We start from the raw sequence: 20268 nt of genomic DNA, 5'->3' as shown, positions 1-20268 counted from the left end.
ATAACGCGTTACTGCTTACTTGCCCGAGCCTAAATGGCGCACCCGGCAGGACTCGAACCTGCGACCATCCGCTTAGAAGGCGGATGCTCTATCCAGCTGAGCTACGGGCGCTTAAGCTTCCAGCCAAACCGAACAAGCGAACCACTTGCCCTGCTCGACTTTGCCAACCCGTGCCAGGCAGTGCCCGACAAGTGCGGCGAATCTTATAGGCGACCCTGAGGGGCGTCAACACCTTTCGCAAAAAAATTTAAATTATTGAAGGGGTTAGGGGATTTGCCCGACCACCCGCCTTTGCCCTTGGGCCATGTCGTGCGAGAATGTGCCCTTCTTATATATGTTCCCTTCTCGATGGTTAATCACGCGTCTATGACTGCACACCTTATCGATGGCAAGGCGATCGCCGCCAACCTGCGCCAGCAGATCGCCCAACGTGTCGCCGAGCGCCGCCAGCAGGGCCTGCGCACGCCAGGCCTGGCGGTGATCCTGGTCGGCAGCGACCCGGCCTCCCAAGTCTATGTCTCGCACAAGCGCAAGGACTGTGAAGAGGTCGGCTTCATTTCCCAGGCGTTCGACCTGCCCAGCGATACCACGCAGCAAGCCCTGGCCGATCTGATCGACCGGCTCAACGACGACCCGGCAGTCGACGGCATTCTCCTGCAACTGCCGCTGCCGGAGCATCTGGACGCCTCGCTGCTGCTCGAGCGCATCCGCCCGGACAAGGACGTGGACGGTTTCCACCCCTACAACATCGGCCGCCTGGCCCAGCGCATCCCGCTGCTGCGTCCGTGCACCCCGAAAGGCATCATGACCCTGCTGCACAGCACCGGCCAGGATCTGTACGGCATGAACGCGGTGATCGTCGGCGCATCCAACATCGTCGGCCGACCGATGGCCATGGAGCTGCTGCTGGCCGGCTGCACCGTCACCGTCTGCCACCGTTTCACCAAGGACCTGCCCGGCCATGTCGGCCGTGCCGACCTGGTGGTGGTGGCTGCCGGCAAGCCGGGGCTGGTCAAGGGTGAGTGGGTCAAGGAAGGCGCCATCGTCATCGACGTCGGCATCAACCGCCAGGAAGACGGCAAGCTGGTCGGCGACGTGGTCTACGAGACCGCCCTGCCCCGCGCCGGCTGGATCACCCCGGTGCCGGGCGGCGTGGGTCCGATGACCCGGGCATGCCTGCTGGAGAACACCCTGTATGCGGCTGAAGAGCTGCACAAGTAATACGGTGTTCCGGCAATAAAGAAAACGGCGCCCTTCGAGGCGCCGTTTTCAGTTGTACAGTTCATCCTTGTGGGAGCGGCGACCTTTTTCCGTGACGCCAGCCGATTCCGCTGCCAAACAATCCATTTCAGCTGGACCCGCTGCCCGCCCCGCCCGCTTCAGCCGGGATCTCACCGCAAACCATCACACAATGGTCACACAGCCCACCTGTGGATGCGTGCCCAATGCAAACAACAAATACCGTCCTCATGATTCGCCCGGCGCGGTTCGCCTTCAACCCCGACACCGCCGCCAACAACCGCTTCCAGCAAGCGCCGCTGGACCCTGAGACCGCCAGCGCAAAGGCCCTGGAAGAGTTCGACGGTTACGTCGACAGCCTGCGCCAGCACGGCGTCGACGTACTGGTGGTGCAGGACACCCCAGAGCCCCATACCCCTGACTCGATCTTCCCCAACAACTGCTGGAGCAGCCATGCCGACGGGAGCCTGGTGCTCTACCCGATGGAGGGCAAGAACCGCCGCCTGGAACGCAGCAAGGGCGTACTGGGCGTGCTGAGCGAGCGCTTCGCCATCCAGCGCACCGTCGACCTGAGCCCGCTGGAACAGCAGAATCTGTTCCTCGAAGGCACCGGCAGCATGGTCCTGGACCGCGAGCACCGTATCAGCTACGCCTGTCACTCCGGGCGCACCCACGAACGCGCCCTGCGCCAGTTCGCCGAGCACCTGGACTACCGCCTGTGCCTGTTCCACGCGGTGGACCGCCAGCAGGCGCCGATCTACCACAGCAACGTGATGATGAATGTCGGCCGCCAGCTCGCCGTGGCCTGCCTCGATGCCCTGCCCCACCCAGACGAACGCCGCGCACTGGAACATTCGCTGCGCGACACCGACAAGCAGGTGCTGGCGCTGAACTTCGATCAGCTGGAGAACTTCGCCGGCAACATGCTCGAGGTCCACGACCGCGACGGCCGCTCGCTGCTGGTGATGTCGCGCAGCGCCTGGCGCTCGCTCGATGCGCAGCAGCGCCGCCAGGTCGAACGCCACAGCCATCCGCTGGTGGTGAACATCGACCATATCGAACGTATAGGCGGCGGCAGCGCCCGCTGCATGCTCGCCGAAATCCACCTGCCCTCGCGCCACTGACCCGTCAAGGAGAACCATCATGACCCGCTACATCGACGTAAATGACCTCGCCCGCCTGGTCAACCGCAAGGGCCTGCCCACCTGCCTGGCCGAGGTGGCCGAGTACATCCGCCAGGACTACCTGCGCTGGCACGACTTCGAAAAATGCGCGCGCCTGGCCAACCACTCGCCGGACGGGGTGATCGAACTGATGCCTGTGTCCGACGCGAACCTGTACGCCTTCAAGTACGTCAACGGCCACCCGAAGAACACCCACAACGGCCTGCTCACCGTGATGGCCTTCGGCGCCCTGGGCGATGTCGATACCGGCGCGCCAGTGCTGCTCAGCGAGATGACCCTGACCACCGCCATCCGTACCGCCGCCACCTCGGCCCTGGCCGCCCGCTACCTGGCGCGTCCGGACAGCAAGCGCATGGCGCTGATCGGCAACGGCTCGCAAAGCGAGTTCCAGGCCATCGCCTTCCACACCCTGCTGGGCATCGAGGAGATCCGCCTGTTCGACATTGACCGCAAGGCTTCGGAGAAACTGGCAGCCAACCTGGCCGGCTACCCGCAACTGAAGCTGACCATCGCCGGCAGCGTGGCCGAGGCGGTACGCGGCGCCGATATCGTCACCACGGTCACCGCCGACAAGGCCTACGCCACCATTCTCACCCCGGAGCTGATCGAGCCGGGCATGCACCTCAATGCCGTGGGCGGCGACTGCCCGGGCAAGACCGAACTGCACCGCGACATCGTCGAGCGTGCCCGAGTGATCGTCGAGTACGAACCGCAGAGCCGGATCGAGGGCGAGATCCAGCAGATGCCGGCCGACTCGCCGACCACCGAGTTCTGGCAGGTGGTCGAGGGCAGCGCCGCAGGCCGCGAGAACGACGGGCAGGTCACGTTGTTCGACTCGGTCGGCTTCGCCCTGGAGGACTACTCGGCGCTGCGCTATGTGCTCGACGTGGCCCGCACCCTGGACATCGGGCATGACATTGCGCTGGTGCCTGAACTCGAGAACCCGAAGGACCTGTTTGCCTTGCTGCAGCCAAAAGGGCGTGAGCGCAAGGCCAGTGCTGCCTGACCGAACACGCGGGGCCGCTTGGCGGCCCCATTGACCGAAACGGCTGTCGCACATCCATAAATCTTTGTCGAAACAGCCGTTTCGGCTGCAAGTAGCCCACTAACAGCCGAATCCGGCCTCCCACGCGCTGGCAAACGACACAAAAAACCTGTCTATCTCGCGCATCCTGAGCGCGACTCATGAGTCACTGACGGACCTACGCGCATCAACCGCCCTACTACCAATAACAACACCCAGGGACCCAAGACCATGTTCTCCATGCGAAAACGCCTCGGCGTGCTGCTGTTCTCGTTGTGTGCCACCAGCGTTGCCCAGGCCAAGGAGTGGACCGAGATCCGCTTCGGCGTCTTCCCCGAATACCCACCTTTCGAATCCGTTGCCGCCGATGGCAGCCTGCAAGGCTTCGACATCGACCTGGGCAACGCCATCTGCGCCAAGCTGCAGGTCAAGTGCACCTGGGTGCACAACGAGTTCGACGGCATGATCCCGGCCCTGCGCGCCCGCAAGTTCGACGCCATCATGTCTTCCATGGCCGTCACTCCGGCACGCCTGAAGCAGATCGACTTCACCAGCCGCCTGTTCCTCAGCCCCACCTCGGTGATCGTGCGCAAGTCAGCCGACTTCGGCGACACCACCGAATCGCTCAAGGGCAAGCAGGTCGGCGTGCTCCAGGGTTCACTGCAGGAAGCCTACGCCCGCACCGTGCTGGCGCCTCAGGGCGCGCAGGTCAAGGCCTACCAGAGCCAGGACCAGAACTACGCCGACCTGATCAATGGCCGCCTCGACGCCACCGTCACCGACAAGCTCGAAGCCCAGCTCAACTTCCTCTCCAAGCCCGAAGGCGCCGACTTCAGGAGCGGCCCGGCGATCAAGGACCCGACCTTGCCGCTGGACATCGCCATGGGCCTGCGCAAGAGCGATCCCGAACTCAAGGCCCTGCTCGACAAGGGCATCGCCATGATCCATGCCGACGGCACCTACGCCGAGATCCAGAAGAAATACGTCGGCGACGTGGACATCTACAACGAGTGACCTACAGCGCCGATCGCGGGGCAAGCCCGCTCCCACGGGCTCACCTCTGCTTGGAAGCAGGCTTGCCCCGCGACGGCCTCCCCGCGAGATCCCTGCCATGAACGACTTCCTCTCCCACGGCCTGCAAGGCTTCGGCCCGCTGCTGACCCAGGGCACCTGGATGACCCTCAAGCTTGCCCTGCTGTCACTGGCGCTCAGCCTCGCACTGGGCCTGATCGGCGCCAGCGCCAAGCTGTCGCGATCAAGGCTGCTGCGCCTCCCGGCCACCCTCTACACCACGCTGATCCGCAGCGTTCCCGACCTCGTGCTGATCCTGCTGATCTTCTACAGCATGCAAATCTGGCTCAACGACCTGACCGAGATGCTGGGCTGGGACTATGTCGAAATCGACCCGTTCAGCGCCGGGGTAGTCACCTTGGGCTTCATCTACGGCGCCTACTTCACCGAGAACTTCCGCGGCGCCATCCTCAGCGTACCCGCCGGACAGCTGGAGGCCGCCACCGCCTATGGCCTGAGCAGGACGCAGCGGTTTCGGCTGGTGCTGTTTCCGCAGCTGATGCGCTTCGCCCTGCCGGGGCTGGGCAACAACTGGCTGGTGTTGCTCAAGTCCACCGCACTGGTGTCGATCATCGGCCTGGCCGACCTGGTCAAGGCCGCGCAGAACGCCGGCAAGACCACCAATGACATGCTGTTCTTCCTGTGCCTGGCGGGCCTGGTCTACCTGGTCATCACCACCTTGTCCAACCGCCTGCTCAAGCACCTCGAGCGGCGCTACAACACCGGCATCAAGGAGCTGGCGCGATGATCGAACTCCTTCAGGAATACGGCCTGGCCTATCTCTACAACGATGGCACCGGCCTCTCGGGCCTGGCCATGACTCTCTGGCTGTTCCTGGCCAGCATGGTGCTGGGCTTCGCCTTGTCGCTGCCACTGGCCTTGGCGCGCACCTCGCATCATGCCTGGCTGCGCCTGCCGGTGCAGCTGTACACCTTCGTGTTCCGCGGCACGCCGCTCTATATCCAGCTGCTGATCTGCTACACCGGGCTCTACAGCCTGCAGGTGGTGCGCGACCACGCCCTGCTCGACCAGTTTTTCCGCAACGCGCTCAACTGCACCTTGCTGGCGTTCGTGCTCAACACCTGCGCCTACACCGTGGAAATCTTCGCCGGCGCCATCCGCAATCTGCCCGCTGGCGAGCTGGAAGCGGCCCAGGCCTATGGCCTGCGTGGCTGGAAGCTCAACCTGTTCCTGGTGCTGCCCGCCGCCCTGCGCCGCTCGCTGCCGGCTTACAGCAACGAGCTGATCCTGATGTTGCATGCCACCTCGCTGGCCTTCACCGCCACCGTCGCCGACATCCTCAAGGTGGCCCGCGACGCCAACGCCGCAACCTTCCTGACCTTCCAGGCCTTCGGCGTGGCCGCCTTGCTGTACATGCTGCTGTCCTTCGCCCTGGTCGGCCTGTTCCGCGTGGCCGAACGGCGCTGGATGCGCTTCCTTGACCCTGCCCGAGGCTGAAAACATGACTGCTACCGCACTGCCACTTTCCACCTTCGCCCAGGCCCCGAAGGCACACGCCCATGCCGGCGCGATCAAGCTCAGCGTCGAGGGCCTGCACAAGCACTACGGCGAGCACCAGGTGCTCAAGGGCGTCTCGCTGCAGGCGCGCAAGGGCGATGTGATCAGCCTGATCGGCGCCAGCGGCTCGGGCAAGAGCACCTTCCTGCGCTGCATCAACTTCCTCGAGCAGCCCAATGCCGGCAGCATCACCCTCGACGGCCAGACCCTGGAGATCCACCCCGGCACCCGCACCCCGCCGCCGGCCCAGTTGCAGAACCTGCGCACACGCCTGGCCATGGTGTTCCAGCACTTCAACCTGTGGAGCCACCTGACCGTGCTTGAGAACATCTGCCTGGCGCCACGCAAGGTGCTTGGGATCAGTGCCAGCGAAGCCGAGGCGCGGGCGCGCAAGTACCTGGACAAGGTCGGCCTGCCGGCCCGCGCCGCCGAGCAGTATCCGGCGTTTCTCTCCGGCGGCCAGCAACAGCGCGTGGCCATCGCCCGGGCGCTGGCCATGGAGCCGGAAATCATCCTGTTCGACGAGCCCACCTCGGCACTCGACCCGGAATTGGTCGGCGAAGTGCTCAAGGTGATACAGACGCTCGCCGAGGAAGGACGTACCATGCTCATGGTCACTCATGAAATGGGGTTTGCCCGCCAGGTATCGAGCCAGGTGCTGTTCCTGCACCAGGGCCTGGTCGAGGAAAGCGGCAGCGCCGAGATCCTCGACCGGCCACAGAGCGAGCGTCTGCGGCAGTTCCTCTCCAACCGCCTCAAGTGAAGTCAAGCCGTATATGGATAGCAAGGCCATCAGCTCCACCGCGGCACCGCTGGATCGCATAGACGAGGCGATCATCGACGTGCTGCGCCACCACGGAAGGATCACCTACGAAAAGCTCTCCACCCTCGTGCACCTGACCCCCAGGCCCTGCCTGGAGCGTGTGCGCAAGCTGGAGCGGCGCGGAGTGATCCGCGGATATGGAGCAATCATCGACCTGCAGCAGGTCTCCCCGGGGTTGTCGCTGCTGGTGCTGGTGGCCTTGTCCAACCAGAGCGGGCGCTCGGCGCAGCGGGCCTTCGAAGCCACCGTGCGCGCCTGCCCGCAGGTCTACGAGTGCCAGCTGATCAGCGGGCACTTCGACTACAGCCTGCGCATGCGCTGCCGCGACATGGAGCATTACCGGGTGCTGACCGAGACCTGGATGAACAACGACGAGCTGCATATCGACAAGCTGGTGGCGCATCCGGAACTGGCGGCGGTGAAGAGCACGGCGCCGCAGCCATGAACAGTCGGTAGTACCCACCTACCACACCATCACCGGGCAACTGCCCAGACTTCTGGCTTTCCCTGCAGAGAGCCGACCGGATGACTTCGCCCCTTCCACCCCTCAGCGCGTTCATCGACGCCCGCCTGCCGACCTGGTTACGCCAGGCCGGACAGGGCCGCCGGGCAACGCTCGAATCACGCATTCGCGCCAGCCACAGCGCCAGCCGTCAGGTGCGCGAGCATCTCGACATGATCGCCACGCCCCAGTCCTTTGCCGAGCAGAAGCTTGAACCCACCCTGCGCGAATGGTACCCGAACCAGTCATTACCGACCTCTTCGCAAGGCTGGCTCTGGAACATCGACTCCCGGCGCGACATGAGCTGGCTGGAAGCGGCATTGCTGAACTTCGCCAAAGGCAGCCGGGTGCGCCTGGCAAGCGCACGCCATGGCGACTATCTGTCGCTGGACAACCAACGTTTTGTCGATGGCGTGCGCGCACTCGACATCGGCGGGCAATATCAACGATTGCTGCGCGTCGGCGTCGATAACGCCCGCTTTCGCGCCCTGCTGGCCTTGCAGGACCGCAACGCCCTGGCCGCCGAACTGGTCATTGCCGATCTGCGGGGGCTGCTGGATCCGAGCCGCGTGGCGCTCGGCGAGGCGCTCATCGGGGAACGCGACGTCACAACTCCCACTTCAGGGCCACTGCAGTGCTGCTCGTTGCGCATTTTCGATACCGTCATCCATGGGCCGCTGCTCGTACGGCGCACGCCTCGAGGGCGGGAGGCACACTGCTTCCTTTATCTGCCTGGCGATGACACCCCCTTGTCGGGTTATCCAACGTTCCAGCATGCCGCCCAGGCCTTGACCCGCCGCTTGCACAATGATCGCTTCCGCCGGCACTTCGCTCGCTACATCGCAGACATTGATAAACCGCTCTTTTTCAGACGGCTGCGCGAGACCTTGTTCCCACGCTATCCCTACCTGGGGCTGCACGACCCCATGCCGGAGCTGGCCAAAGGCGACCAGGCCAGCAGGATCAGCCAATGGTTTCCGCCTGTCGGCGCCATCTGGCAGGAAACCCTGGATCACAATGCGCGCCTGCCGATGGCGTTCGTGCCTTGGGACCGCGATTGTTTCGAGGCACGGGCACGCCTGGCGGTACAACGCCTGCTCGCAGACGCCCGAGCACAGGCGGTGCCGACCGCGCAGCGCGATGCCGAGCAGCTGGCACAGCGGCTTGAACACTGGTTGAGCATCGGCATGACCGTGCTCAACCTGGCGGGCCTGCCGCTGGAGGTCTTGCAACTGCCGATGCTCATGGTGGGGGGAGCACAGCTGGTGGGTACATTCCTCGATGGCATTCATGCGGCCAATGAAGGAGATGCCGACGCGGCGATCCATCACCTGTTCGGCGTCATCGGCAACCTCGCACAGTTTGCCGTGCTCGGCATCGCTGCCCGCGGTTTTGCCGAGCCGCCAGGCGTGCTGCATGACTGGCTACCCGCGCACGGCGAATCGGGCACCCGCCTGTGGAGCGGCAACCTCATGCCCTTCTCCAGGGAACCGCCCTGGTCCATCGACACTCCCCTGCATGCCACCGGCCTGCAACGCTGGAATGACAAGCACTGGCTGCTCATGGAGGAACGGGCGTTCGAGCTGGAGCAAGGCACCGCTGAACAATGGCAGCTCCAGGCTGCCCGCGGCTTGCACCATCAACCCGTCCTGCGTGGCAGCAACGGCCAAGGCGCCTTGCTGCGCCGGCTTGGCCCCCCCACCCGAGGGTTGGACGATACCCTGGCGCTACGGGCCTTGCAGGCCAGCAGCTATGATGCGAATGCCCTGCGCAAGGTGATCGTGGAGCGTGAACCAGCTCCCGCCCTGCTGCTCGACAGCCTGCAGGCACTCGGGGCAGAACCTGTCCCGCTCCCTGTACCTGGGGCAGGCGATGACACCTTGGCACGCGACTTTCCTTCGCTCAGCCCTCGGGTTCGGGCGCAAGTGCTGGATGAAGCGACGCGCGAAGATCGGCACACGCTGCGCGAGCACAAACGTGTGCCATTGCCCATCGCGGAGTCGGCCCGGCTTTATCAGCGCGAAGCAAGGATCAACAGCGCCCTGCAAGGCTTTACCAGGGGCAGGCGGGCCATGCGGACCGTGATGAGGTCGCCTTTGCCATGCTTTCGCGCATGCCTGGCCGAGATACCTCACTGCGTATAGAGCTTCGCCAGGACACGCCTGAAGGCAAACTGTTACTTGCCGCCGGAACACCAGACATACCCGCCATCACACTGACCCGCGACACCCTCGGCTACCGTTACTGGCAAGCAGGCGCCATGCCGGCCGACCGGGTCGATCTGTTCCACGCCTTGTTCGAAGCCCTGCCTGCCGCGCAACGTCGGGCGCTGGAACTGCCAGAGCAAACGGCGCAGGGCCTGCGCGATGCACTGTTCCTGCGCGCCCACACCCGGCGCGACCAGGTTGCGGCAGCCCTGCGCATGCCGCCACTGCGCAAACTCTTCAGGCTGCCAGGGCGACTCGCAGATGGCCGGCTCGGTTATGCCTTGAGCGGTCGTGGGCAAGGCTGGCTGACAGAAGACGAACTGTTCGACCAGCTGTACCCTGAAGATCCATTGAACAACCGGGAGCAGTTGCGCCTGCAGCTGCGTGAAGAGGCAGGCAGCCGCCCAGGCGCTTTTGGACGCCTGCTCGAAGCCCAACGCGCCGACTTCAATACCCTCGATAATGGCTTGCAGCGATGGATCGAGCTGACCGACCCGGACCCTGTCGATACTTTCCACGTGCGCCGCAACGCCCGCAGCTCCGCCGCTCTCAGCATTCGCCGCGCCTGGCGGCGACACGGCACGCCCGATAGCGAATCCACCCTGAATCACGTTGTCCTGCAACTGGATGCGGAACACCTGGCTGAACTGCCCCGCATGGAAACACGCCTGCCCCATGTCCGCCACCTGGCGCTGAGCAATCTCCACGATTTGGACAACGCCAATATCGACCCGTTCCTGCGTGCTTTCCCGAACCTGCGCTACCTCAACCTGACTCAATGTCGCCTTAATGAACTTCCCGAGGCCTTGGGCGAGCTGACTCAATTGCGCTCGCTGGACCTGAGCGGCAATCGTCTGGACATCGACAGCGAAGCGAGCCTTGGACTGCTCACTCGGCTACCCAGGCTGGAGCGCCTGCTACTGACTGGCGCGGTCGAGAACATCAGTGCTGAGAGCTTGCAGCGCCTGTCGTCGCTGCAACATCTATGGCTGCTGGTAGCGGACGAAAACTACCTGACCTGGGAGGCCGAGCACTTCCAGGCCCTGCAGCAATGGCCAGCACTGACCCACCTGAGCCTGTCACTGAACGACATCACGCTCACCGAACAAAGCCGTGCCGCGCTCAACGGACTGAACCGGCTGCAAACAATGTACCTCAGTGACAACCCACTGGACATGGCACCTGACCTGACGGGGTGGCAGCGTCTGCAACGCCTCGACCTGGAGGATAGCGCTCTGTCGCAATGGCCCATCGGCATCGAGCAACTGTTGAACCAGCGCCCCCTGCAGCTTCGCGAACTGGACCTGAGCAGCAACCTGCTGGAGGATGCTCCACATCTGCGTGATAGCGCATTCGCCCAAGCCCTGCGGGCCGGCGAGGACGTTTCATACAACTTGAACGGCAATCCGTTTTCCGAGCGGGCACTGCTGCGCCTGGTGGATGCCGGGCTCACCCCCGTGACAGGGTCATCGGAAGCACAACTGTGGCGCAGCGACTGGCCCGAGGATCTGCAACTGCATGTGACCAACACCGCGCAGGCCCCGCAATGGCGTCCTTTGTATGCACTTTTCGAACGACTCCCTCAGACCCCCGACTTCCAGCGCAGCCCCACGACCATGAGCCGCCGCATGCAGGACATACTGATCACCCTCGCCGACCTGGAGCCCGCCACTGTTCCGGGCTGGGGACGCGCCGAATTGCAGCAGCAGATCAATGACTTGCTCAGGGACGCAGGTCAGGAATGTGTCGACCAGGCCGAACTGCTGTTCCAGCAGGTCGAGACTCAGGTCAACGTCTGGCGTGCCGTAGCACGGGCGCCGGCCAATGCCAGCGATACCCAGGTCGCGATCGATACCGCTACCGCACTGCTGCGCCAACAACGCCTGGACGAACGTATTGGCGCATTGTTCAATGCCCGGGCCACCAGGCGCCGCGTGCTGGCCCAGGCGCCGGACCAGGCCGCCCCGGCGCTTGACCCGGACGACGACCTCCCCGACGAACAACTGACGGACCCCAATTACCCGCTCGATGAGGTAGAGATGGCGCTGCACGCCCGCATGCAGTTGCAAACGCGCCTGAACCTGCCATCGCAACCCCAGGTGATCCGCTTCGACTATCTGGCACGATTGTCCGGGCCCACGCTGCAGCGGCTGGCAGCCGATGTCGAGCAGTACAGCAACCTCGCTCGACTGGCCGAGTGGGCTACCGACCAAGCGTTCTGGCAGGGGTGGATGAGGCGCTTGCATCCGGCGCGCTTCACCGCTCTGGTGAACGAATGGGCAGGCGCTTCCGAGTACTTCGACACCCTGAGCGAAGCCGGGCCGGTCGATACCGTCTACACGGGGTCAACGGTGCCACAGGCCTTCATCGATGTACTGGTACGTGACTACCCGGCGATCCAGTGGCAACGCGACGGCTGGTTGCTACGTGTCGATCTGGTATCTGGACGCTATGTCGATGAGGGCGCGATCTATCTGGGCATATCCTCTCTGTTACTAAGCACGCGACAACAAGCAGAAACCTCACTCATGGTAAGCCTGACACGAGAAACGTTAGGGCTTCGGCCAGCTTAAGCCCGCTACGCCTTCAGCACTGCCAGTCCGCCGGTTGTCGATAGCACGCGACCCAGCCGGCGACCTCGGTAGCTGGCATCGGCCTGGCAATGCCGTACCCCTGGGCCAGCTCGCAGCCCAACGCCATGAGCGCCTTGCCGTGCTCGATGCTTTCCACTCCCTCGGCCACCACCTCCCGACCAAACGCCCGCGCAAGCCCGATCACCGCACCCGTCAGGGCCAGGTCGTCATGGTCATGCAGGATGTCGCGCACGAAGGACTTGTCGATCTTGATGGTCTGCGCCGGCAGGCGCTTGAGGTAGCTCAGCGAGGAGTAGCCAGTGCCGAAGTCATCCAGGGAGAAACGCACGCCCAGTGCTCGGCAGGCATCCAGGCAGCGGCCGACTCGCGGCAGGTTGTCGATTGCCACCGACTCGACGATCTCCAGGTCCAGGCGCCCTGGCGACACTCCGGGATGGCGCGCCAGCAACCGCTCCAGCCGTTGGGCGAAGTCGCCGCGCTGCAACTGGCGGGCGGCGATGTTGACGCTCAGTGACCAATCGCGCCCGGACAGCTGCCACTGCTGCAGCTGGGTCAACGCCTGGTCGATGACCCATTCGCCCAGCTCGACGATCAGGTCGGTCTGCTCCACGAAGGGCAGGAACTCCCCCGGCGGCACCGGCCCCTTGGAGGGGTGCATCCAGCGCAGCAACGCCTCGAAACCGATCACCTGACCGCTGCGCATGTTCACCTTCGGCTGGTAGTACAGGCACAGCTCACCCTGGCGCAGGGCCTGGCGCACCCGTGCCACGGTCTGGTGGGTGGCCTTGAGCTCGAGCTCCTGGGACACGTCGAACAGGTGGTAGCGGTTGCGCCCGCGCTGCTTGGCCACGTACATCGCCTGGTCGGCGTGGCGCACCAGGGTGTCGGCATCCTCGTCGTCCTGCGGGAACAGGGTGACGCCGATGCTCGCGCTCAGGCTCAACGGGTGCTCGCGAACCGTGTAAGGCGCAGCCAGCGCCTGGAGGATGCGCCGTAACGCAGCGTCGAGCTGCTGCGGGCCTTCGATATGCCGCAGGATCAGCACGAACTCGTCCCCCGACAGCCGCGCCACCGCATCACCGCCACGCAGGATGTTCTGCAGGCGCTGGGCGACTTCCACCAGCAGCAGGTCGCCAGTGGCATGGCCATAGCCATCGTTGACCGCCTTGAAGCCATCGAGGTCGAGCATGCAGACAGCCAGGGGGATGCTTTCGCGCCGGGAGAACGCCAGGGCCTGGTTGAGCAGGTCGGACAGATAGGCACGGTTGGGCAGGCCGGTCAGCACGTCGTGCCCCACACGCCACTGCAGGGTGTGCAGCAACTGGCGCTTCTCGGTGACGTCGAAGCGGATCGACACGTACTTGCGCACCTTACCGGTGTGCGGGTCGATCAGCGGCACCATGGTGCTGTCCACCCAGTACAGCGAGCCGTCCTTGGCACGGTTGCAGATCTCGCCCTTCCACACCCGGCCAGCGGCCAGGGCGCGCCACATCTCGAGGAAGAAGGTCGGTTCGTGCAGCCCGGAATTGAGGATGCGGTGGTTGGCCCCCAGCAGTTCCTCGCGGCTGTAGCCGGAAATGCTGCAGAACTGCTGGTTGACGTAGGTGATGCAACCGCGCAGGTCGGTTTCGGAAAAGATCGCGGCCGCATCGACGGCCGCGCGGTAATTGTCGTCCATAAGCATCGCAACCTAGCGGTTGAAGCGCTCCACCAAGGCACGCAACCCAGCGCACACCTGCTCGAGCTCCGCGCCACGCACGGCAGCGGCATTGGCGCGGCGCGCGCTCTGCTGGACCGTGCCAGCCACCCCGTTGATCTGCCGCGAGACATCCTCGGCGACACTGGATTGCTCGTGCGAGGCTGCGGCCATCTGCTGGCTCATATCGCTGATGCGCTGCACGGCGTGGCGGATGCCTTGCAAAGCTTCCTGGGTCAGGGCGACCTGGGTCACACCCTGTTGCGCACCCTCGATACCCTCGCTGGCGATGCTCACCGCCTGCTCGGCGCCACCGCGCAAACTGTCGATGATCGACTGGATATGCAGCGTGGATTGGCGGGTCTTGTCGGCCAGGGCACGTACTTCATCGGCGACCACCGCAAAGCCGCGGCCCTGCTCGCCGGCACGGGCGGCTTCGATGGCGGCGTTGAGCGCCAGCAGGTTGGTCTGCTCGGCGATGGCACGGATCATCCCGGCCGCCTCGGCGATGGCACCGGTCTGACCGGCGAGGTCGTTGACCGCCTGGTTGATCTGCCCGACCGTGCCAGCCAGGCTCTGGATCGCCGCCCCCGTGGCGTCAGCCACCTGGCTGCCCTGCCCGGCCAGCAGGTGCGCGGTCTGCGCCTGCTCGGCGGTGAGTTGCACGTGGCCCGCGACTTCGCCGATCGAGGCGGCCATCTGAGTCATGGCGGTGGCGGTCAGGTCGGTCTCGGCGCGCTGTTCGAGTAACGCCGATTCGGTGCTGCGCGATAGCCGCCCGGCATCCTGGGCGGCGCCGGCCATCTGCGCGGCGAGGTCGCTCAGGCGAGTCAGCGCGGTCTTCAGGCGCGCCTCCTCGCTGATCAGGATCAGCTCCAGCTGCCCGGCAGCGCCCGGCAGATCACTGTAGGTCAAGGCCGCGACCGGGTCGCTGAAGGTGCTGTCCGCCACCTGGACGATACGCCGCAAGTGGCGCCTCATGCGGCTTTGCGCCCACAGGCCGACGCCAGCGAACAGCGCCAGGGTCAAGCCTTGGGCAGGCAGGGCGGGCAGCAGCTGGTTGCCGGCGATGGCCGCGGCTCCGGCCAGCAGTGGCAGCGCCATGGCCCGGCCCAGCAAGGCCAGGTACCGGGCCGGCGACAGCGCCGCCTTGCTCTCGCGCAACCGGGCATACACAGCTTCGGCACGGGCCACCTGCTCACGGGTCGGACGCACGCGCACCGACTCGTAGCCGATCACCTGGCCATTCTCGAGCATCGGTGTGACGTAGGCGTTGACCCAATAGAAGTTGCCGTTACGGCAGCGGTTCTTGACGATACCCATCCAGCTGCGGCCGGCCTTGAGGTACTGCCACATCAGCTCGAACACCGCCTCGGGCATGTCTGGATGGCGTACCAGGTTGTGCGGGCTGCCGATCAGCTCGTCCTGGCTGAAGCCGCTGATGGCCGCGAACTCGGCGTTGCAGTAGGTGATCAGGCTGGCCGTATCGGTGGCCGAAATGAGCCGCTGGTGCTCGGGAAAGCTTTGCTCGACCGGATTGACCGGCAGGTTCTGACGCACGATGAGACTCCATTCATACACGGCCCGACACGCGGCCTGACAGGAGGCCAGGTGTGCCGGAACCGTTCATCCTGGATCAGTTCCAATGTCCGACAACGCTTGCACACGGGCCGGTGGATGACCGGATCGCCCTGGACGACTACTTGAATGACTGATCAATCAAAGCAACGAATTCTACGAATTCCATCACATTTTGCAAATAAAGGTGATGGATCATGGCGTTGCGCTATATCGACATATATCGTTAAGTGCTTGATTCTAAATGGGAATTAAGCGATGACGAGAACAGGTCTAGGTCCTGCCCTGCGCCGCTACCGCAAACTGGCAGGCTTCACTCAGGCACAACTGGGCGAGCGAACCGGCTTTGACCCCAAGACCATCAGCCGCTTCGAAACCGGCACCTACACCCCCAGCATCGAGTCGTTGGTGAGCTTTGCCGAGGCGCTGGGGGTCAAGCCAAAAGCGTTTTTCACCGACCCCGATGACGTCGAAGAACAACGCGCCTACCTCTTCGGCGTCATCCACAACGCCCCCCCCAAGGACCTCGGCAAGCTGATCGCCGCCGTCGATCAGGTGCTCGCCAAACTGTGAAATCCCCCGCGCACCACGCTAGAGCAGACTGCCCGTCAGTGCACCACAACTGGTCAGACCGGTAAGGCCAAAAACCCTTGCATTGTCGGAAAAATCGGCGTTTTATAGCCCTCGCAGTGAACAAACCGGTAAGACCACAATAATTAAGTCCTGCACTCTTTCGCTCCGTGTGGCTTGGGGGGCAAGGACACCGACCAGAGACTCCTCCCATGCTCAAATGGTGTTCGCGTTCGATTTTCCTCCAGGTTGTGCTCGGCCTCGCCCTCGGCGTGATCTGCGGCCTGAGCTTCCCCGACCTGTCCCTGCAACTCAAACCCCTGGGTGACGGCTTCATCAAGCTGATCAAGATGCTCATCGGCCTGATCGTGTTCTGCGTGGTGGTCAGCGGCATTTCCGGCGCCGGCGACCTGAAGAAGGTCGGGCGCATCGGCCTGAAGTCAGTGATCTACTTCGAGGTGCTGACCACCCTGGCCTTGGTCATCGGCCTGGTGTTCGCCTTCTCCACCGGCATCGGCAGCGGCGCCAACATCCACCTCGACCAGCTGTCCAGCGCGGATGCCGGCGCCCTGGCCGACCGTGGCGCGCATATCCACAGCACCACCACCTTCCTCATGGACCTGATCCCCACTTCGGTGGTGGGCGCCTTCGCCGACAACAACATCCTCCAGGTGCTGCTGTTCTCGGTATTGTTCGGCAGCGCGCTGAACCTGGTCGGTGAGTCGGCCTCGGGCATTTCGCGGCTGATCAATGAGCTCAGCCATGTAATCTTCCGCATCATGGGCATGATCGTGCGCCTGGCCCCCATCGGCGTGTTCGGCGCCATCGCCTTCACCACCAGCAAATACGGCCTGAGCTCGCTGCAGCACCTGGGTGGCCTGGTGGCACTGTTCTACCTGACCTGCGCCGGCTTCGTGCTGATCATCCTCGGCACGGTAATGCGTCTGTCCGGGCTCAAGCTGCTGCCGTTCATCAAATACCTGCGCGAAGAACTGTCCATCGTCCTCGGCACTGCCTCCTCTGACGCCGTGCTGCCCCAGGTGATGCGCAAGCTCGAGCACCTCGGTATCGGTAGCTCCACCGTCGGCCTGGTGATCCCCACGGGCTACTCGTTCAACCTCGATGGTTTCTCGATCTACCTGACCCTGGCCATCGTGTTCATCGCCAACGCCACCGGCACGCCGCTGGCCATGACCGACCTGCTGACCATTCTTCTGGTGTCGCTGGTGACTTCCAAAGGCGCCCACGGCATCCCAGGTTCGGCCCTGGTGATCCTCGCCGCCACCCTGACCGCGGTCCCGGCGATCCCGGTGGTCGGCCTGGTGCTGGTGCTGGCGGTGGACTGGTTCATGGGTATTGGCCGGGCGCTGACCAACCTGATCGGCAACTGCGTCGCCACCGTGGCCATCGCCCGCTGGGAGAAGGACATCGACCTGGAACGCGCCAACAATGTGCTGGCCAACAAACCCGGCTTCGCCCCGGCTACCCGCAAGCAGGGCCAACCCCATCAACAGGAATTCTAAGCCCAAGGCCGCCGGCGCCCCGCGCCGGCCCGCCAAGGGCCAAGATGCAGCGTCAACCAAGGAGCGAACCGTGATCAGCTCTTCGACCGTAGTCAATTCAGTGGTGGAGAAACTCCGCCAGGCCCTGGCCCGTGGCCAGTGGCGCAGCGGTGACATGCTGCCCGGCCAGCGCGAGCTGGCCGAACAGCTGGGCATCAGCCGGCCCAGCCTGCGCGAGGCGGTGATCGTGCTGGAAACCCTGGGCCTGGTGCGCTCGATGCCGGGCAAGGGCGTGCTGGTGCTCGATGCCGACGCCAGCCAGGCGCAAGAGCCGGACACCATCGCCGAGGCCAGCCTGGCCGACGTGCTCGAGCTGCGCTACACCCTTGAGCCTTTCATTGCCGGCCTGGTGGCGCAATCGGCCGGCAGCCAGGACATCGGCCAGTTGCGCCTGACCCTGATGGACATGCGCGAAGCCCTCGACGTCGGCGACAGCGAGGCTGGCATCAATGCCTACATCGCCTTCCACGAGGCGCTGTTCGCGCTGACCACCAACCCGATCTTCCAGAGCGTCGTGCAGCAGACCGGCAACGCCCTCAAGCAGAGCGCCGACATGCTGCGCAACTCGCCCGAGCACCTGGCCGCGCGCCTGAGCGAGAACGAGGCGGTGGTGCGCGCCATCCGCGAGCGCAACAGCGCCAAGGCCAGCCAGCAGATGCGCCAGCACATCCTCGCCGAAGGCCAGCGCATGGGCATCGCCCTGAACATCCCGGACGACCAACCAGGCAACTGATCAAAGAAGGAGAGCGACAATGACCGCCTGTGCCCAAGCCGCCCCCCGCCTGCCTGCCCTGCTCGGTGCCGGCGAGACCCGCCTGTCGGCGGAACAAATCTACCCCCGCCTGTTCGATGCCATCCTCGAACAACGCCTGCCACCCGGCAGCGCCCTGCCCGAGCAGGCGCTGGGCAATGCTTTCGGCGTCAGCCGCACAGTGATCCGCCGGGTGCTCGGGCGCCTGTCCGACCAGCAGGTGGTAGTGCAGCGCCCCAGCCACACCGCGCACCTGGCCGCCCCCGACCCTGAACAGGCGCGCCAGGTGCTCAGCGCCCGGCGCCTGGCCGAGACCACGCTGATCGGCCTGGCCACCCAGCGCGCGCGCCCGGCACAGATCCGCCAACTACGCCAACTGGTCGAACGCGAACGCCAGCACCATGAACGCGGCGAACGCTGCACGGCCATTCGCCTGGGCGGCGAGTTCCACATGAAGCTGGCGCAGATGGCCGCCAACGCGCCGCTGGCGCGTTTTCTCAATGGCCTGGTACCCATGACTTCGCTGATCATCGCCCGCTACGAAGCGCCCTGCTGCGAGCACTGCGCCTGGCAGGAACATGCGGCGATCATCGACGCGGTGGAAAACGGCGACGGCCAGGCAGCGCTGGGCCTGATGCATGAACATCTGGACCGCCTCGAGGCCAAACTCGATCTGGATCAGGCCGGCTGAATCAAGCGAACGCCACGGCCTCGACGCCGGGCAGGATCTGCACTTCGTCCCCCAGCGACCACTCCGCCGCCCGGGCTGCCAGGGCGGCGGGCACACCCGGCGAGCCGCCAGGGCCGGGGGGCACGTCGTAGGTGGCGTGGGCATCGTGGGGCAGCAACACATCGAAGCCCCTTTGCAGCGCGGCACGGGCAGTGGCAGCCAGGCACATTTCCGAGAGCACGCCACACAGGGCCAGGCGCCGGGCCCCGAGGGCGTTGAGCAGGGTTTGCAAAGCGGTTTCGAGAAAGCCATCGTCCTCGGTCTTGAACAGCACGTGCTCGCCCCGCGCAGGCGGAAAGTACAGCTGCCAGCCGGCACTGTGCGGGGCATCCGGGCTGCCCGGCGCACCGTCGTTCTGCAGGAAGATCACCGGCACCCCGGCCTGGCGGGCGCGGCCAAGCAAACGGGCGATGCTCTGCTGCAAGGCCAGGTGGCCAGGCACCGCATCGGCGCCCTCCATGAAAGCGCACTGCACATCCACCAGCAGCAAGGCGTCGGCCTTGGCACCCTTCATCAGCGGCTCTCCCGTTCGCGGACGCAATGCCGAGCATAGCGCAATGCCGTACCCTAAAACCGATTACCAAAATGCCTGGGAGGGCCTATGAACTTCACTATCGCGCCAGTCGGCGCGCAACACTACGATCGGCTGGCCGATCTGTGGGAAGCCTCGGTGCGGGCGACCCACGACTTCCTGCCCGAGGGCTACATCGAGCGCCTGCGCCCGCTGGTGCGCGAGCAGTACCTGGGTTTTGTCCAGCTGCGTGCCTGGGCGGACGGCGCCGGCCATATACAGGGGTTTGCCGGGGTGCATGATGGCAAGCTGGAAATGCTCTTCGTCGACCCGGCCTGCCGTGGCCAAGGCATCGGCAAAGCCTTGCTGGCCCACGTGGTCGATGAGCTGGGCGTACGAGAAGTCGATGTCAACGAACAGAACCCACAGGCCGTGGGGTTCTACCTCAAGCTGGGCTTCGTCCAGGTCGGACGCAGCGAGGTGGATGGACAAGGCGATCCGTTCCCGTTGCTGCACCTGAAACGGGTGGGCTGACGCGCTCGCCGTGGAAGCGGGCTTGCCCCGCGATGAGGCCCTCAAGACAAACCTATACTTCGGTTAATCACCCAGCCTCTCGCCAAGGGGGCAATCCGCGTGAAATCGATCCTCGCGATGGTTCCGCTCTGCCTCTTGCTGGCCCTCGCCGGCTGCGCCGGCAAACGCCCACCC

Annotated in this window: 18 protein-coding genes, 1 tRNA gene and 1 pseudogene; 15 read left to right on the top strand and 5 right to left on the bottom strand. The window is 64.8% G+C overall.

Going from position 1 to position 20268, the window contains the following annotated elements; translation table 11 throughout:
* Window positions 1–34: 34 nt before the first annotated feature.
* Window positions 35–111, bottom strand: a tRNA-Arg gene (locus AC3WL2_RS16870).
* 255 nt (window positions 112–366) lie between these two features.
* Between AC3WL2_RS16870 and folD the strand changes: the two genes are divergently transcribed.
* From folD to AC3WL2_RS16820, 10 genes are all read left to right on the top strand, one after another.
* Window positions 367–1221, top strand: a complete 855-nt coding sequence (gene folD / locus AC3WL2_RS16865; RefSeq protein ID WP_023629744.1) for a bifunctional methylenetetrahydrofolate dehydrogenase/methenyltetrahydrofolate cyclohydrolase FolD — start codon at window positions 367–369, stop codon at window positions 1219–1221.
* A gap of 224 nt (window positions 1222–1445) precedes the next feature.
* Entirely contained in the window at window positions 1446–2363 is a 918-nt protein-coding gene (gene ctlX / locus AC3WL2_RS16860; protein ID WP_102683234.1) for a citrulline utilization hydrolase CtlX, read from the top strand.
* A 19-nt stretch (window positions 2364–2382) separates the two neighbouring features.
* Window positions 2383–3429, top strand: coding sequence for an ornithine cyclodeaminase (gene ocd / locus AC3WL2_RS16855; protein ID WP_102683233.1), 1047 nt, complete (start codon window positions 2383–2385; stop codon window positions 3427–3429).
* 249 nt (window positions 3430–3678) lie between these two features.
* The gene (locus AC3WL2_RS16850) at window positions 3679–4461 is read left to right on the top strand and encodes an ABC transporter substrate-binding protein (protein WP_102683232.1); all 783 of its coding nucleotides are present in this window, start codon (window positions 3679–3681) and stop codon (window positions 4459–4461) included.
* Window positions 4462–4558: 97 nt separating this feature from the next.
* Window positions 4559–5266: an ABC transporter permease gene (locus AC3WL2_RS16845; protein ID WP_102683231.1), complete on the top strand. Its 708-nt coding sequence runs from the start codon at window positions 4559–4561 to the stop codon at window positions 5264–5266.
* Window positions 5263–5976, top strand: coding sequence for an ABC transporter permease (locus AC3WL2_RS16840; RefSeq protein WP_102683230.1), 714 nt, complete (start codon window positions 5263–5265; stop codon window positions 5974–5976). The genes AC3WL2_RS16845 and AC3WL2_RS16840 overlap by 4 nt, the downstream gene beginning before the upstream one ends.
* A 4-nt stretch (window positions 5977–5980) precedes the next feature.
* The gene (locus tag AC3WL2_RS16835) at window positions 5981–6799 is read left to right on the top strand and encodes an ABC transporter ATP-binding protein (protein WP_250888364.1); all 819 of its coding nucleotides are present in this window, start codon (window positions 5981–5983) and stop codon (window positions 6797–6799) included.
* 13 nt (window positions 6800–6812) lie between these two features.
* Window positions 6813–7304, top strand: a complete 492-nt coding sequence (locus AC3WL2_RS16830; RefSeq protein WP_046854881.1) for an Lrp/AsnC family transcriptional regulator — start codon at window positions 6813–6815, stop codon at window positions 7302–7304.
* Between the two features lie 80 nt (window positions 7305–7384).
* On the top strand, window positions 7385–9505 hold the full coding sequence (locus AC3WL2_RS16825) for a dermonecrotic toxin domain-containing protein (RefSeq protein ID WP_102683229.1): 2121 nt from the start codon (window positions 7385–7387) through the stop codon (window positions 9503–9505).
* On the top strand, window positions 9475–12141 hold the full coding sequence (locus AC3WL2_RS16820; RefSeq protein WP_158247507.1) for an NEL-type E3 ubiquitin ligase domain-containing protein: 2667 nt from the start codon (window positions 9475–9477) through the stop codon (window positions 12139–12141). Before AC3WL2_RS16825 ends, AC3WL2_RS16820 begins: the two co-directional genes overlap by 31 nt.
* 13 nt (window positions 12142–12154) lie before the next feature.
* Here the strand turns inward: AC3WL2_RS16820 and AC3WL2_RS16815 are convergent, their stop codons facing one another.
* The 3 genes and pseudogenes from AC3WL2_RS16815 to AC3WL2_RS16805 all read right to left on the bottom strand — a co-directional run.
* Entirely contained in the window at window positions 12155–13840 is a 1686-nt protein-coding gene (locus AC3WL2_RS16815) for a putative bifunctional diguanylate cyclase/phosphodiesterase (protein WP_102683227.1), read from the bottom strand.
* Between the two features lie 12 nt (window positions 13841–13852).
* Window positions 13853–14962, bottom strand: a complete 1110-nt coding sequence (locus AC3WL2_RS16810; protein WP_371918115.1) for a methyl-accepting chemotaxis protein — start codon at window positions 14960–14962, stop codon at window positions 13853–13855.
* Between the two features lie 174 nt (window positions 14963–15136).
* A pseudogene (locus tag AC3WL2_RS16805) lies at window positions 15137–15418 on the bottom strand (PAS domain-containing protein); the annotation flags it as partial.
* A gap of 276 nt (window positions 15419–15694) precedes the next feature.
* Between AC3WL2_RS16805 and AC3WL2_RS16800 the strand changes: the two are divergent.
* From AC3WL2_RS16800 to AC3WL2_RS16785, 4 genes are all read left to right on the top strand, one after another.
* On the top strand, window positions 15695–16009 hold the full coding sequence (locus AC3WL2_RS16800; protein ID WP_102683225.1) for a helix-turn-helix domain-containing protein: 315 nt from the start codon (window positions 15695–15697) through the stop codon (window positions 16007–16009).
* A gap of 209 nt (window positions 16010–16218) precedes the next feature.
* A complete protein-coding gene (locus AC3WL2_RS16795) occupies window positions 16219–17529 on the top strand; it encodes a C4-dicarboxylate transporter DctA (protein WP_023631150.1) in 1311 nt (436 codons plus the stop codon).
* 70 nt (window positions 17530–17599) lie between these two features.
* Window positions 17600–18301 carry a FadR/GntR family transcriptional regulator gene (locus AC3WL2_RS16790; RefSeq protein WP_102683223.1) on the top strand — a complete coding sequence of 234 codons (702 nt, stop codon included), beginning with the start codon at window positions 17600–17602 and terminating at the stop codon, window positions 18299–18301.
* A gap of 19 nt (window positions 18302–18320) precedes the next feature.
* The gene (locus tag AC3WL2_RS16785; protein ID WP_094011277.1) at window positions 18321–19010 is read left to right on the top strand and encodes a GntR family transcriptional regulator; all 690 of its coding nucleotides are present in this window, start codon (window positions 18321–18323) and stop codon (window positions 19008–19010) included.
* Window position 19011: 1 nt separating this feature from the next.
* Here AC3WL2_RS16785 and AC3WL2_RS16780 read toward each other — a convergent pair whose 3' ends face one another.
* On the bottom strand, window positions 19012–19563 hold the full coding sequence (locus AC3WL2_RS16780; protein WP_102683222.1) for an isochorismatase family protein: 552 nt from the start codon (window positions 19561–19563) through the stop codon (window positions 19012–19014).
* A gap of 87 nt (window positions 19564–19650) precedes the next feature.
* Between AC3WL2_RS16780 and AC3WL2_RS16775 the strand changes: the two genes are divergently transcribed.
* Window positions 19651–20094, top strand: coding sequence for a GNAT family N-acetyltransferase (locus AC3WL2_RS16775; protein ID WP_102683221.1), 444 nt, complete (start codon window positions 19651–19653; stop codon window positions 20092–20094).
* Window positions 20095–20268: the final 174 nt, after the last annotated feature.

The sequence above is a fragment of the Pseudomonas sp. FW305-96 genome (assembly GCF_058783825.1).
Note: the sequence above shows the minus strand (reverse complement) of the source record. Positions and strands in the feature narration are given on the sequence as shown.